Annotated in this window: 17 protein-coding genes and 1 pseudogene; 1 reads left to right on the top strand and 17 read right to left on the bottom strand. The window is 39.8% G+C overall.

The annotated features are described in order from the left end of the window. Positions 1-317: 317 nt before the first annotated feature. The 15 genes and pseudogenes from ACYQ5K_RS16615 to tnpC form a co-directional block, all read right to left on the bottom strand. Positions 318-740, bottom strand: a complete 423-nt coding sequence (locus tag ACYQ5K_RS16615) for a YjdF family protein (protein ID WP_173689030.1) — start codon at positions 738-740, stop codon at positions 318-320. A 4-nt stretch (positions 741-744) separates the two neighbouring features. Beyond that, positions 745-1269, bottom strand: a complete 525-nt coding sequence (locus tag ACYQ5K_RS16610; protein ID WP_118701651.1) for a PadR family transcriptional regulator — start codon at positions 1267-1269, stop codon at positions 745-747. Positions 1270-1351: 82 nt separating this feature from the next. Continuing rightward, positions 1352-1972 carry a CatB-related O-acetyltransferase gene (locus ACYQ5K_RS16605; RefSeq protein ID WP_173689031.1) on the bottom strand — a complete coding sequence of 207 codons (621 nt, stop codon included), beginning with the start codon at positions 1970-1972 and terminating at the stop codon, positions 1352-1354. 13 nt (positions 1973-1985) lie between these two features. Beyond that, the gene (locus tag ACYQ5K_RS16600; protein WP_420315020.1) at positions 1986-2348 is read right to left on the bottom strand and encodes a hypothetical protein; all 363 of its coding nucleotides are present in this window, start codon (positions 2346-2348) and stop codon (positions 1986-1988) included. Beyond that, entirely contained in the window at positions 2302-2655 is a 354-nt protein-coding gene (locus ACYQ5K_RS16595; protein ID WP_201856675.1) for a CatA-like O-acetyltransferase, read from the bottom strand. The genes ACYQ5K_RS16600 and ACYQ5K_RS16595 overlap by 47 nt, the downstream gene beginning before the upstream one ends. Before the next feature lie 25 nt (positions 2656-2680). Next, positions 2681-3334 carry a hypothetical protein gene (locus tag ACYQ5K_RS16590; RefSeq protein WP_173689033.1) on the bottom strand — a complete coding sequence of 218 codons (654 nt, stop codon included), beginning with the start codon at positions 3332-3334 and terminating at the stop codon, positions 2681-2683. Positions 3335-3368: 34 nt separating this feature from the next. Continuing rightward, positions 3369-3845: a GNAT family N-acetyltransferase gene (locus ACYQ5K_RS16585; RefSeq protein ID WP_173689034.1), complete on the bottom strand. Its 477-nt coding sequence runs from the start codon at positions 3843-3845 to the stop codon at positions 3369-3371. A gap of 10 nt (positions 3846-3855) precedes the next feature. Further along, positions 3856-4272, bottom strand: a complete 417-nt coding sequence (locus ACYQ5K_RS16580; RefSeq protein ID WP_173689035.1) for a hypothetical protein — start codon at positions 4270-4272, stop codon at positions 3856-3858. 15 nt (positions 4273-4287) lie between these two features. Then, complete coding sequence (locus ACYQ5K_RS16575; RefSeq protein ID WP_459778030.1) at positions 4288-4794, bottom strand: hypothetical protein; 507 nt, start codon at positions 4792-4794, stop codon at positions 4288-4290. Positions 4795-4843: 49 nt separating this feature from the next. Continuing rightward, positions 4844-5039: pseudogene (locus ACYQ5K_RS16570) on the bottom strand (cysteine-rich KTR domain-containing protein). Positions 5040-5053: 14 nt separating this feature from the next. Next, the gene (locus ACYQ5K_RS16565; protein WP_173689038.1) at positions 5054-5668 is read right to left on the bottom strand and encodes a TetR/AcrR family transcriptional regulator; all 615 of its coding nucleotides are present in this window, start codon (positions 5666-5668) and stop codon (positions 5054-5056) included. A 146-nt stretch (positions 5669-5814) separates the two neighbouring features. Continuing rightward, positions 5815-5940 (bottom strand): hypothetical protein, encoded by a 126-nt coding sequence (locus ACYQ5K_RS16560; RefSeq protein WP_274597657.1) that lies wholly within the window; start codon positions 5938-5940, stop codon positions 5815-5817. A 396-nt stretch (positions 5941-6336) separates the two neighbouring features. Continuing rightward, on the bottom strand, positions 6337-8187 hold the full coding sequence (locus tag ACYQ5K_RS16555) for a hypothetical protein (RefSeq protein ID WP_173689039.1): 1851 nt from the start codon (positions 8185-8187) through the stop codon (positions 6337-6339). Positions 8188-8386: 199 nt separating this feature from the next. Further along, a complete protein-coding gene (locus ACYQ5K_RS16550) occupies positions 8387-9154 on the bottom strand; it encodes a PHP domain-containing protein (protein WP_179963148.1) in 768 nt (255 codons plus the stop codon). Between the two features lie 115 nt (positions 9155-9269). Then, positions 9270-10982: an IS66 family transposase gene (gene tnpC, locus ACYQ5K_RS16545; protein WP_459778028.1), complete on the bottom strand. Its 1713-nt coding sequence runs from the start codon at positions 10980-10982 to the stop codon at positions 9270-9272. A gap of 51 nt (positions 10983-11033) precedes the next feature. Between tnpC and ACYQ5K_RS16540 the strand changes: the two genes are divergently transcribed. Beyond that, entirely contained in the window at positions 11034-11228 is a 195-nt protein-coding gene (locus tag ACYQ5K_RS16540; RefSeq protein ID WP_173689040.1) for a hypothetical protein, read from the top strand. Between the two features lie 64 nt (positions 11229-11292). Here ACYQ5K_RS16540 and tnpB read toward each other — a convergent pair whose 3' ends face one another. Then, positions 11293-11652, bottom strand: a complete 360-nt coding sequence (gene tnpB, locus ACYQ5K_RS16535) for an IS66 family insertion sequence element accessory protein TnpB (protein ID WP_274597658.1) — start codon at positions 11650-11652, stop codon at positions 11293-11295. Further along, positions 11646-12029 carry an IS66 family insertion sequence element accessory protein TnpA gene (gene tnpA / locus ACYQ5K_RS16530; RefSeq protein WP_173689042.1) on the bottom strand — a complete coding sequence of 128 codons (384 nt, stop codon included), beginning with the start codon at positions 12027-12029 and terminating at the stop codon, positions 11646-11648. The genes tnpB and tnpA overlap by 7 nt, the downstream gene beginning before the upstream one ends. Between the last annotated feature and the right edge of the window lie 83 nt (positions 12030-12112).

The following is a 12112-nucleotide window of genomic DNA, read 5'->3' as shown; positions in this document are numbered from 1 at the left end:
TTTATTTGCAGACTATTTTACAGCTTTGTTCCATTCCACTCCCGATTCATCTGTCCATGTATCTTTTGCAACTTATTACTCCAAGAAACGTGGAGAAGGCAAACCGCACCGAGTAGCCATTACTCATGTCGCAAAGAAGCTAATTAGAGTCATCTATGCATTGGAGAGGCTAGATATAGACTTTAATACTCAAAAGCTTCATTAAATCCAACTCTTCAAAGTTGACTACATCCATCTGAAATACGGTATGTTCAGATGGCTTATTAAGGTTACCCTTTTTTTACAATTTTAAAAATTTTTTAAAACCCCTTGACTGTTTATAGTTTGTCACCTCTATGTTTAGCTTTTCGTTTTTCTTGACGCAAAGCATACTGGCGTTCTTTTTCAGCTTCCCGTTGTTCTTTACTTTTAACTTTTCGTTCCATTTTGTTTTGTTCATGTTGAAGTTTCAACGCCTGTTGTGCTTTGGTTCCCATTCCTTTATTTTGTAACTGATTGTTGATTTCTCGTTGCATACGTTTAGGATTGATTTTTCGTTCTTCTGTTATTTCTGATTTGATAGGGGGACTGAATTTAAGGCTATTCCAATTTTTTAGTAAAAAATCATAAACTTCATAGTCTTTAGGTTCACTACCAAAAGTGATTTTACAAACTTCATAATATCCCTCGTCAAATCGTTCATATACGCCAATCCAAAATGGAGCTTCAAACATGACCGTCAAGCTACTTTTTACAGACATAACATCATTCCTTACTCATTTGAGCTTCAAAATTGTTAAGCCATTCTAAAAGTGAATTATAGAGAAGTTTCTGCTGTTCAAAAATCGTTCTCCCTACAAGTGGGATAGTAGCATATTGAATTGCATAATCTTCATTAGCTTTAGCAGAGATTTTTATACTTTCTCTTAATTGAGCAATAAGTTTAATCGCTTCATTTGAACTAACTTTATTCAAATTTGCAATTACCACATTAAAATCAAATAAGAGAGGAACATCTTGAGAAGCATAGGCAAACATTAACTTTTCAAAATATTCTTTCCCTTTCTCTGTAATAGAGTAAATCGCTTTATCAGCAAATTTATCTCCTTTTACAATATCACTTTCTAAATAGCCTTTTTCTTTTAATTGCAGAACTTTTCTATAAATTGACGGCACACTTATTTTCGTCCACTTTGATAAGTTATGATATTCTACATCTTTCTGTATGTCATAAGCACTTTGCGGTTTTTCTAACACGATACCAAGCACCACTAAATCTATTGATGACATATTATTTCTCCTTTCCTTTTACTATTATCAATAGTACTATTGTTGATAGTAAAAATCAAGAGAAATATGGTCTGTGTTTCCTTTATAATAAATATCCAAGATTACCGGATTGAATAGCGGCAATATTTTTTGCTATTTTTTCTTTAGACCAATCCCACCATTTTAATTTGAGCAATATATCAATCGTTTCCTCATTAAATCTTTTTCGTATAGGTTTTGCAGGTACACCGCCCACGATTGTATAAGGTGGAACATCTTTCGTTACAACTGCTCGCGCTCCGATAATAGCACCGTCGCCAATCGTAACGCCCGCTAAAATGACTGCTTCATAACCAATCCAAACATCATTTCCGACAACAATATCTCCTTTATTATCCCATGCCTTTGTAATGTCTTTTACGTCTAATCCCCATTCTTCAAAAAAAATAGGAAATGGGTATGTTGATAAGGACGATAATGTATGATTTGCACTATTGAAAATAAACTTTGCTCCACACGCGATTGAACAAAATTTCCCAATTATCAATTTGTCTTGATTGATAGGGTATTGATATAAAACATTATTTTTTTCAAAGTCTTTTGGTTCTTTCACAAAATCATTATACATAGTATAATCGCCCACTATGATATTAGGGTTGGTGATAACACTTTTAAGATATACCGTTTCTTTATCTTTGGAACGTGGATAAATTTTCTGTAACATAATGGTTCCTCCTTTATCGCTCTAACGGAAAAGTGAATGTTTGAATACATTCAAAATGGTTATTTTCTACATAATATACGGTTTGCTCTTTGGTAGAATACACGAAAGAAACTCTCGTTGCCCATGCGCCCTCTTGACGTACATCATAAAGTAAATGAATTGCGTCTGAAATTGAAAAATCGAAGCTATATTTTTCTAATTTTTTCAAAGCACGTTCATATCTATCGTCCCCCGGAACAATAAAATCTTTTGTACTTTCCGGCTTCATCAAAGAATAGTTCGTTATTAAGGAATATTGTTCGTGTTCTTCTTTATAGCCTATTCCCGGTTCAATGATTAAAACACGTCCATGACTGTCTGATAACATTGCCTGCATAAGGAATATCACAGGAGCTGACCTCTCCGTTTCTATTCTTCACAATAGTATTTACAGCCAGTCTCTCATACTTATACAGTTTTCCATCAACCGGAAGCATATAAAATTCTTTTACTTCACCAGCAGCCCTGCCAATGCACCAACATAACAGCATATTAAACTTCCATTTATATTTTCTGCTAATATGTACCAGATTTGTCACATCAATTTTCTTGAAAAAAGTTACCATTGGATTTGGTGAATTCATCCATAATTCAAATGCCTCTGCTCTTGTTGTTTCTTGAGGATTTATTTCCTGTGGTTTCATGCTTATTACCTCCATCTAAGTAATTTTATATGCCTTGATAATACAATAATAAATATGCCAATACTGTACATAAAAAAGGAAATACCGTGCCTGGGAACCCCTTAAATCCATCTCTTTTTGCAAGTACTTTTACGGTGATTGACTGTATGATTGTTCCAACACATACCATAAATGCTACAAATACATAAGACATTCCAAACGAACTTAATGCATGCGTTCCTGAAATCCACATAGCATAGTACAAATAATCTCCAAACCCACAAGTCGGTATAAGCACATCATTCTTGTCCAATCCATATACAAACAACTTTGCTGCTACAGTTTTATTTGACATAGCTTTTGCATTAACAGTTCTTTTCCCAATTTTTGTAAAACTAATAATATCCATCGTAGTCACAACAACTCCGATAGATATCGTACTCTCAAGATCAAGCTGTTTTCCAAGCCATATTCCAGCAAACATAACAGCCAAGGCTCCAAAAATCCCATTGACAAACAGCTTTTCTCTCTTATATGGGATGAAAAACAGATTGAATATTATGTAAATTATTCCGCTAACTCCTACAGTAATCAATAATAAATTTGGCAAATATAGATTTGCGATTACTGTACATGCAGAATACAAGAATATGTATAACAATGACCAAAATATTGTTTTGTTAATGCCATCTCTGTTCATCACTAATTTTCTCCAATTCAATTATGTTGCCAGATTATCGTTCATTTTCTTTTCCTCTGTAAACAAATCTGGGACCTTCTTCTCCAATTACTCCATTCTTCACAAAACCAGCTTTCATTAAAACATTCTGCGATGCCACATTTTTTAGATCTGTCTCTGCTTCTACAGCACAGACTCCTTCCATCGATAAAGCCCATTCCGTAATTACTTTTACAGTTTCTACCATATATCCGTGATGTCTAAATTCTTCCCTTAATCCATATCCGATTTCCACTACGCCATCTTTTCCAAGACCCTTGAAGCAGAAATCGCCGACAATCGTTCCCGGAGCATTTTTTAATTCCATATTCCAGACTGCATACCATATTCTGTTGTCAGGATGAGAAAGACTCCCTTCAAGCATCTCCGTGTAAGCCTGTTTCATCTCAGGATCAGACTCTTTTTCAATAACCAACCGCATTTCTTCATCACTTAAAGGATAAAGATACATTCTTTCAGTCTCTACTCTCATGAAAACACTCCTAAAACATCTGTATAATTCTTGCAATCTCCATAACTACAATCTTTAGCATCACTCCACCGGACATCACATAAAACCATATCTCACGCATATGCTGTGACTTTGCAATTGGTGTTGCTATTGCTGCAATAATTATGATTGCAGCTCCGACACATCCAACGATGTTTGGAACGCTCACAAGTGAAAATATTCCCGGATCACAGCTTCCATCTATCGTATACTGAATTGTTTTATCCAATCCGTCCCTTGCCGCTGCAAAGCAGCATATAACAAGACCATATGCCAAAACAAACAGGCTCCTTCTGCCCCAGAAATTAATGTTGCTTCTGTTACTGATTGAGTATCCAACAAACCCAACCAGCGATACAATCATAAGTGTAGTAACTGTTGTTACCATATTTCCAAAATAGAGTTTCATCTGTTTTACCTCCTGCTAATTCAAATTTTTATACCACTCAGTAACTGCATTCAAATTCTGTAAAGATACTCGTTTTCCACCATTTACCATCATATCTAACATATCATCCTCTTCGGGCGTACGGTCGGTTTTATTTGCCAATCCCTTTCCGACAGTTTTAACCATGACATTCATCATGAAACAATACGCCCCATGAAGTTTCTTCACATCAAAGTTCCCCTGTAACGTAAATAAAGGAATCCTCTGTGGAATAGCATTTTTATCCCTGACCTCTTTTAGCTGTGTGCCTGTCTGTCCCATGCCGATACCACAGACTGCACGCACTTTATACAATTTTGCTGCCTCTTTATATCCTTTGATTCCTCCTGCCATAATCCAGCCGAGATAAATGATTTCACTGCCGGAAAGCACCTTGTTTTTTGCCTGCTGTAAACTATGTACCGGAAGATTCAATTCCTTTCCCAGTAATTGTGCATACTCCGCTGTGCTTCCGGTATTTGATGTATATATGATTGCTTTCATTCTTATCTGACCTCCCATAATATAAATGACGCAGTGCAAAACTGTAATATTACAATCTGCACTGCGTCTTAGCGTCTGGCTTCCTTTACTATAAATTTTTCTGCATCAATCAGGCTTTCTTCTTTACACTTCGGACAAAACAAAGGAAAATTTGTAAGTACCGTATCCTTCCTTAATTTCAATCTTGTCTTATTTCCACATTTGGGGCAAAGAATCCATTCCTGATATTCTGATTCATCGTTCAAATCACTTCACCCTTTCAACTTATCTGCATTTCCAGTAGAAAATGATCCATATGCTCTTCCAGTAACTTTATCACATAACTTTTGTCTTCTACTCCATCATATATGCTATAAAGCAAAAAAATAGGTCCATAAAAATCAAGTGCTGTCTGTCTGGCTTTTCCTGCATCTCCCAGCATTCCTGAAAACAAAGCTTCCATATAAGCTAATGGTCCGCTTGCAAGGTAATTCTGATATAGCTGTGCCATCTGTGGCTCTCTGTACTGTTCCAATGTCAGCATCTTACGAAAACAGCTTGAAAATTCTTCCTCTGTCCAATGAAGAAACTGCGCCTTTGTGAACTGCTTAATCTTATCAAATGCCGTTTCTTTATACTCAGCTGTAACCTTTTTCAGATCACCCTCTGGCATTTCATACTGCTTTACTCTCTCAATATCCAATTCATTCATTTTTTCAATAATACTGTCCAATATCTCCTGCTTGCTTTTATAATGCTTATACAATGCAGCCTTGGTTACTCCAAGTTTTGAAGCAATATCATTCATGGATGTTCCCATATATCCACTCTGTGCAAATAACTTCAAAGCTTCTTCCAATATTTTTTCCTTTGTGTTCTTTTCTTTGCTTTCCACATCTATCTCCTAATTTAAATCTGTTATCAAGTTACCCTTTGGTCACTTTAATTATAGTTACCTATCGGTCACTTGTCAACAGTTATGATTAGAAAATACAAAAGAACATTGCTAACTTAATCATCGTTTCTCGATAACCTGATTTATTAATCCATAGACTGTTTGTTATGCACGCTGTTTTCTATGTAGACCTCGCTTTTCAGTATCCTTGACTGTGATACGCCGTAGCGTATACGCTTTTCTTTCAGTTCCTGTATAAAATCATTGTTCATAAATCACTTATCCTTTCTGTTTTGTTGCACGAAAAAAGGACAGTCAATGTAAAATCAACTGTCCTCGGATATGCAGTATTCAGTTTTGTATTGTGACGCAGGCACATTTTAAATCACACTTTGAAAATGCCGTTACAGCGCATAAACAAAGGATTTTTATGCCTTGCAGAATATAGTTTCCAGTTTCTTGTGCCCCCTTGTTAGGTAACGGGGGCTTTATGGCTCGCTGACGCTCGCCCAACCATCAGAGTGAACCAGCCGTTTGCCAGCAAAGCTGGCATGGCTTGATGTCTTACGACAGCCACCACGTCTGGATCACTCCGATGGTGGTTGTTTGAGTCCTTAAAAGTACGTTCTAAAAAGGACAGAAACCTTTGTCTCTGTCCTCATTCTACCTTATCTGCATTTTCTACGCTTGAAGAACAATAACGTTATTACTCCTGCAAGGGAAATGACCGTTACCATACTCCACAGCAAAATATTTGTACTATCGCCTGTCTTAACTGCTGTATCTGGCTTTGTAGAAGTAGTAGGCTGTTCTTTGTTGGAAATCATAGAAATGACTGCTATTTCTTTATAATCACAACGTTCACAAACACGTTCTTTTTTGCCTGTTTCTGTGGTTGTTGCTTCCTTGATGACTTTCCATTCTCCCCACGTATGACCTGTCGCATCTACCTCATTTCCTTTGTAGCTATGACTACAATTCCTGCAAGTATATGTCGTATATCCTTTCTCTGTGCAATTTGGTGGTGTAACGACTGCAACATAATCATGTTCGTTTACAGTAAACTGTAGCTCCGTTGTTGCTATTTGAGCATTAGCTGCTGTTACAGTAAGCGTTGCCCGATATATACCTGTTGCTAAACTGTCTTTTGGTGCTACTGCTACTTTTAGAGTGTCGTTTGGCTGGATGGTTGTAGTACCATCACCACTCAACTCGAACTTATCCTTATCTGTACCCGTGATAGATATATCTACATTCTCTAAATCAACATTTCCGTTATTTGTAATCGTAAATTCCTTTGCGTTAATTGGTTGATATCCTACGCAAGTTCCTGTAAATGTTCCGTCACCACTTAAAAGCATGCTGTAAACTGCCTTTGTTGCAGGTGGCAGTGTGATATTCACATCACTTGCTGGCGTACCTAAAATGGTAAAACCGTTTTTAGTGATATTTGTTACTGTCAATCCGTTCAAGCCCTGGATACCATCCTCATAACCATCCGGAAGAAAATATCCGTCAACAGCTTCTACTATAATATCTGTAATTGCCTTGTTTGGACCAACTTCCTGCACACCATTATTCGATGTGATATTCAATCCCGCACCCGCAACAATATTCACAGCAGTTTCTTGTTCTTTCTCTGCCAAAGCCGCATATGTGATTCTATTTGCTGTATCTGTTGTTTCCAGCCATATCTTGCAATTCGCAAAATTATCTAAATTCATACCACTTGCAGAAACTTCTGTTTCATTCGTAATTTGTTTCGCATACGCACCATTGCTGTTTTGCGTAACCAGATATGTACCATTTGGAACATCTGTTAAGATAACCTTGCTATCATCATAAGAAATTACGGCTGAACCTAGGTTCTTGCTATACTTACCAGCGTCATAGCGTAATGTAAACGCTCCATCTCCATCCGTATCCTGCAGTGTTAAATTACCTGTAGATGTTGCTGTCGGAACAGCCGATGCAAAAAGAATCATCGATGAATTCAGTTCAAAAGCAGGCCTTATTTTTTCTACATTGCTTGTTTGCGCTCCATTAAAAGAAGGATTCTTCTTAGAAGGCCACGCGGTCAAAACATTACTTCCATCATTCGGATCATCATTCCTAACAAGTGGTGAACGAATCCAAAATAATTCAAGAACAGATTCTCCCCAATAACTTGGATCGATACGAAGACCATCATTCAAATCATTTGCGCTGTTCTTTCCCACAGTAATGTGTTTATCATCTTTTTGGTCTCCATAAGCAAAATACAGCTTATCCGTTGTGGAATAGACGCTGTTGTTTTTCGTATCATCCGTATAAATCGTTGTTTCGTTTATCAGTGCCTGTTCTGAACCTGTAAAAAAAGAAGTTTCCATCTCTTTTAAGGTAACATTCCTTATATAACTCGCTCCGTAGTGATTCGGGAAAACTTCTGTCGGTTCTCCATTAGGATAGGTACAGTTCCACTTATCATCATATGTTTTATTGGCCATATAATTTGATTCAAATTGTACTCCATCTCCCATAGAACTTGCAGAAAATAAGTAAGCGATGAATAACCACCCGTGTACGACTCCTAGGGGACCTTCCTATCTGAGGTCTCCTAGGAGTCGTACACGGGTGGTTATTCATCGCTTACAGAAGGTCCCCAATATATGGCGAAACCTTTTACATATTCCTGCGATTTATCATGATTTTACAGGTTAGGAGGGCATCAGCAGAAACTTATTTTATATATGCCCCTTTATAGCAGTTTCCATACCTGTCAAACACATAATCCCCATTTGTAAGCACATAATCTTCTCCTGATAAGACTGCATGACAATAATCCTGGATGGATGTCAAACGTCGCTTAAAAGCCACTCCGCCCCCGAACATATTGGTACTGTGTATGTCAGAACCGGCGGTCATGGGAAGATGGTGTCTGTTGGCATATGCAATGGCTTTTTCGTCGAATCTTTTCTCATTATGGCTGGTACTTTTGTGGCAGGAATGGGTAGCGTTGATCCCTTCTACGCCGTCTACAGAATCGGGATAAAGACGGATTTCCGGGATGTACCAATCTTCGCGAAATGGGTGTGCGTGGATGACCATTCCTCCTGCAGAATGTACCAGTTGGAATTGTTTTTCGATGGCAGCATTTTTTATCTCCGGGTGGTGGATCAACCAGTCAATATCAACTCCATAAATGAGAAATTCTGTTCCGTTATATCCTGCTTCATAACCAAAATAGACGTCGAAATCATGTGCATCGCCATAAGATTTTGCGTCCAGATAGCCTTTGGAAAACTCCCGAAGCCATTCTTTCCACGGCAGATGGGAGTCAATGCAATTGTTTCCGCCCCAGTTGTGATCCGTAACGATAATTCCTGTGTAGCCAGCCTCATGGGCGGCTCTTGCCATTTCATAACCGCAGTTCTGCGCACAGGCACTGCTTTGGCTGGTGTGTAAATGGGTTTCATATAAGTATGGATAATCATTTATTTGTATCATAATTGTGGAATTCCTTTCATTTAATTTGGCAAAATATGGTTCTGGAACAATAATGTAATTATGCAGTTTTTATGTAAGCAATGAATAACCACCCGTGTACGACTCCTAGGAAACCTCAGATAGGAAGGTCCCCTCGATTTTCCGGCAGTATTTTTTCTGTATCTGTTATTCCTGAACAGTTTCCCTTTATGAATTCACTCCACGGCATCAGCTGTTTTATGCCTGCGGGCTCATTTTTGTAGTCCGGCATATACAGCAAGAGTGTGTAGAGGTATTGATAAATGTTCAGGTTGTTTGCCTTGGCTGTTTCAATCAGGCTCATGACGATTGCGCTTGCATTTGCACCATCAACCGTATCATGAAACAGAAAGTTCTTCCTGGCTGTTGCGTAAGACTTTGCCCTCCGTTCCGCTGCGTTGTTTGAAATCTCACATCTTCCATCAAGAAGATAGTTCATCAGTGTTTCTTTGTGGTTGAAGGCATAGTTTACTGCTTTTTCAAGTTTGCTTCCGCCTGTCGGATTCAGGGTTCCCAGCCATGACCAGAATTCATTCCATATTTCCGGTTCCTTTTCCTGGCGTTTCTGCTTCCGTTCCTCTGCAGGAAGTTCCTTATAGCAGCGTTCCAGGAAAAACAGACGGTTGCAGAAAGCTACTCCTTTTTCTGCCGGAAGAAGGCAGTTGTCATCTGACATTCCGGAAGAAGGCTCTTTCAGTTCCTCTTCTGAATTGATATCCAGAAGCTTCAGCTTTTTCCGGCGTCCTGCCGGGACAGCTTCATAAAACTTCCTGCGGCAATGTGCCAGGCAGCATACCAGGATCACATCTTCGATCCTTCCGTATGCGGAGTAACCGTCACAGTGCAGCAGCCCTTTGAATCCGGACAGGAATTCGATCGGGTTTTCCCCGCCTCTGCCGGGCCGGTAATCGTAAAGCACGATCCCCGGAAGCCCATCGCTTCCACTCAGATAGATCCACATATAAGATTTTGAGGTGGCTTCCTTCCCTTCTTCATGAAGAACCTGGCATGGTACCTCATCCGCATGGATCACTTCCCGGCCTAAAAGTTCCTGGTGAAGTGCCTCATATATGGGGGCAAAGTATTCCAGCGCACAGTAGTTATACCAGTGTGCTGCTGTTTCCCGTGGAAGAGGGACTCCTTTCTGGAACCAGTCTTTTTCCTGGCGATAGAAGGGAAGATACAGACAGCTTTTTTGGTACATGACCATTGCCACCATATCCGGTGATGCCGGACTATGGGGAAGTAAGGCAGTTGGTGTTTTGGCTGCCCGGATCATTGTATCGTCCTCCTCGCGGCAGGCCGGACAGACCAGGGTCTCTTGAAGATACCTGACACGTTCTACCTTCGCAGGGGTGATCCTCAGTTCCTCACGGACAGTTTTGTACCCAAGATGTTCCATAGGCGCATCGCAGTCCGGGCAGAAACGTTCCGATTCCGGTACGTCACATTTGATATCCCGGATGGGGAGCAAGGCATACAGATCATCACGTACGGATTTCTTTTTTCTGGTACGTGTATGTTCTTTGACCACGACAGTTTCTTCTGGCTCTGTATCCTGTCCAGACAGATCCACGGATATTTCCTTCTTTACTTTTTCGCTGGAAGTACCAAAAAACTTTCTCTTAAACTCATCCAGGGTTTCATTCAGGTTTGCAATGGTACTTTTAAGATCTGTCACCATGTTGCGGAGTTCCTCAACAGTGGAACGCAGGTCAGAGATCGTCTGGTCCTTTTCTTTCAGGCGTTCTTCCTGCTCCGCATTTGTTTTCATAAGCAGCTGGATCATATCCTCAGGATTTACAGGCATTGGCTTTATCCGTCCTTTTCTTTCTTATCTTTATTATAAAGGAAAAGAAAGATGGGCGCAAACCAGCGGGATTTTCGCTTCGTCATTATGACGGGGGATAACTTTCCTGAAAAAGGGCAAAAAGCTGTAAATATCATGCCACTTTGCTTTTTTTCAGGAAAGTTATCCACAGATAAAAAATCAGAGCCGTCCCTGGGGTGGGAACATCCACAAGTCCAAAAACCGCAGGAAGCGGACGGTGGATAAATGCCTATTGTCTTTGACCTGGAACAGAAATGAAAATTTATAAAATCTCTGTTTTGCACAAAGGTTAAAAATCTTTCTTCCGCCCACCAACCCTGATTGCCTTTGGCTGGTCGATGGAAAGGCCTTCCATAAGCCACCGGAATTCCTGCCTGGAAAGAAGCCTTGCTTCGGAAGCAGTCCTCGGCCACTGGAAACGTCCGGTTCCATCCAGCCTTTTCTGCATCAGGACGAATCCTGTTTTGTCAAAGTAAAGGGCTTTGATTTTACGGCTATCCCTTCCGCAGAACAGATAGACAGCATTGGCGTATGGATCCAGCTGATAGGTGTCGCGGATGATCGCCATCAAACCATCGAAACTCTTTCTCATGTCGGTCCTGCCGGTGATCAGGAAAATTTTTGATACACCGGAGATGTCACCTAACATAATGCCCGCAGCACAGAGACCGTATTTGCGATCGTTTCCCTGGCTGCCCTGTTTGAGATATCAAGCTGGATTCCATTCATCCGGATTGTGATGACTGTATCAGGATGAATCCCCTCCCCACCTGCTGTTTGGGTTGGCGGGATACAGAATTCCTGCTCTGCAAAAGAAACCGGAACAACTTCCTGTTTTTGGGGAAGCGTAGCCTCCCGTTCTGTAATTTCACATGCCTTGGCCCGCAGGCGGCGTATATGATAATAAAACTTACTTGTGTGAATATGATGTTCTTCACACCAGGTTTTATCAGGAAGGCCACTGGTACGGCACTCATGAATAATATTTAGCCATTCCTCATCAGATCGGCGCGGATGTCTTTTCAAAGTAAATCACTCCTAATTCTAAAAATATTTGGAGTGTTTTTTTACACTGGACCCTAATGATGTGAAGTAAAATGGTCCGAATA

Source organism: Allocoprococcus similis (genome assembly GCF_054660775.1).
The sequence above is the reverse complement of the archived record's forward strand: the minus strand, read 5'-3'. Positions and strand labels throughout refer to the sequence as shown.

Coding starts and splice junctions, on each gene's coding strand:
- ACYQ5K_RS16615 (WP_173689030.1), bottom strand. CDS start 740: ATGTCTGTAAAAAGTAGCTTGACGGTCATGTTTGAAGCTCCATTTTGG.
- ACYQ5K_RS16610 (WP_118701651.1), bottom strand. CDS start 1,269: ATGTCATCAATAGATTTAGTGGTGCTTGGTATCGTGTTAGAAAAACCG.
- ACYQ5K_RS16605 (WP_173689031.1), bottom strand. CDS start 1,972: ATGTTACAGAAAATTTATCCACGTTCCAAAGATAAAGAAACGGTATAT.
- ACYQ5K_RS16600 (WP_420315020.1), bottom strand. CDS start 2,348: ATGCAGGCAATGTTATCAGACAGTCATGGACGTGTTTTAATCATTGAA.
- ACYQ5K_RS16595 (WP_201856675.1), bottom strand. CDS start 2,655: ATGAAACCACAGGAAATAAATCCTCAAGAAACAACAAGAGCAGAGGCA.
- ACYQ5K_RS16590 (WP_173689033.1), bottom strand. CDS start 3,334: ATGAACAGAGATGGCATTAACAAAACAATATTTTGGTCATTGTTATAC.
- ACYQ5K_RS16585 (WP_173689034.1), bottom strand. CDS start 3,845: ATGAGAGTAGAGACTGAAAGAATGTATCTTTATCCTTTAAGTGATGAA.
- ACYQ5K_RS16580 (WP_173689035.1), bottom strand. CDS start 4,272: ATGAAACTCTATTTTGGAAATATGGTAACAACAGTTACTACACTTATG.
- ACYQ5K_RS16575 (WP_459778030.1), bottom strand. CDS start 4,794: ATGAAAGCAATCATATATACATCAAATACCGGAAGCACAGCGGAGTAT.
- ACYQ5K_RS16560 (WP_274597657.1), bottom strand. CDS start 5,940: ATGAACAATGATTTTATACAGGAACTGAAAGAAAAGCGTATACGCTAC.
- ACYQ5K_RS16555 (WP_173689039.1), bottom strand. CDS start 8,187: ATGGGAGATGGAGTACAATTTGAATCAAATTATATGGCCAATAAAACA.
- ACYQ5K_RS16550 (WP_179963148.1), bottom strand. CDS start 9,154: ATGATACAAATAAATGATTATCCATACTTATATGAAACCCATTTACAC.
- tnpC (WP_459778028.1), bottom strand. CDS start 10,982: ATGCCTGTAAATCCTGAGGATATGATCCAGCTGCTTATGAAAACAAAT.
- ACYQ5K_RS16540 (WP_173689040.1), top strand. CDS start 11,034: ATGGGCGCAAACCAGCGGGATTTTCGCTTCGTCATTATGACGGGGGAT.
- tnpB (WP_274597658.1), bottom strand. CDS start 11,652: ATGTTAGGTGACATCTCCGGTGTATCAAAAATTTTCCTGATCACCGGC.